This window comes from Acinetobacter sp. ABJ_C5_2 (assembly GCF_044538485.1).
GTDB lineage: Bacteria > Pseudomonadota > Gammaproteobacteria > Pseudomonadales > Moraxellaceae > Acinetobacter > Acinetobacter nosocomialis_A.
In genome coordinates, this window is the sequence record NZ_JBIUCS010000116.1 from 1 (window position 1) to 255 (window position 255).

Sequence of the window (255 nt, forward strand, 5' to 3'; positions counted from 1 at the left end):
TCAAGCAAGTTACCTGGGTTTGGCGCTGTCCATTGACCATCTGGGCCTGCAACCACAGTTGCTGTTGTGCCATCAGGGAAGCTTACAGTCACGGTTGATCCTGCTTCTGCTGTTCCTGTCACTGGATCAGTCGCATTGATCGGATCAATTACTGGTGCACTTGGCGCTGCCGTATCGACAGTCACGATGACATCTGTTGGGCTGCTGATATGACCTTGTGAATCCACTGCTTGGGCATGGATGGTGATTGGGCCA

1 protein-coding gene is annotated in these 255 nt (G+C 52.5%); it reads right to left on the reverse strand.

Going from position 1 to position 255, the window contains the following annotated elements; genetic code table 11:
* Positions 1–255, reverse strand: a 255-nt coding sequence (locus ACH8JV_RS19625) for an Ig-like domain-containing protein (RefSeq protein WP_396523328.1), incomplete at both ends; no start/stop codon positions are given.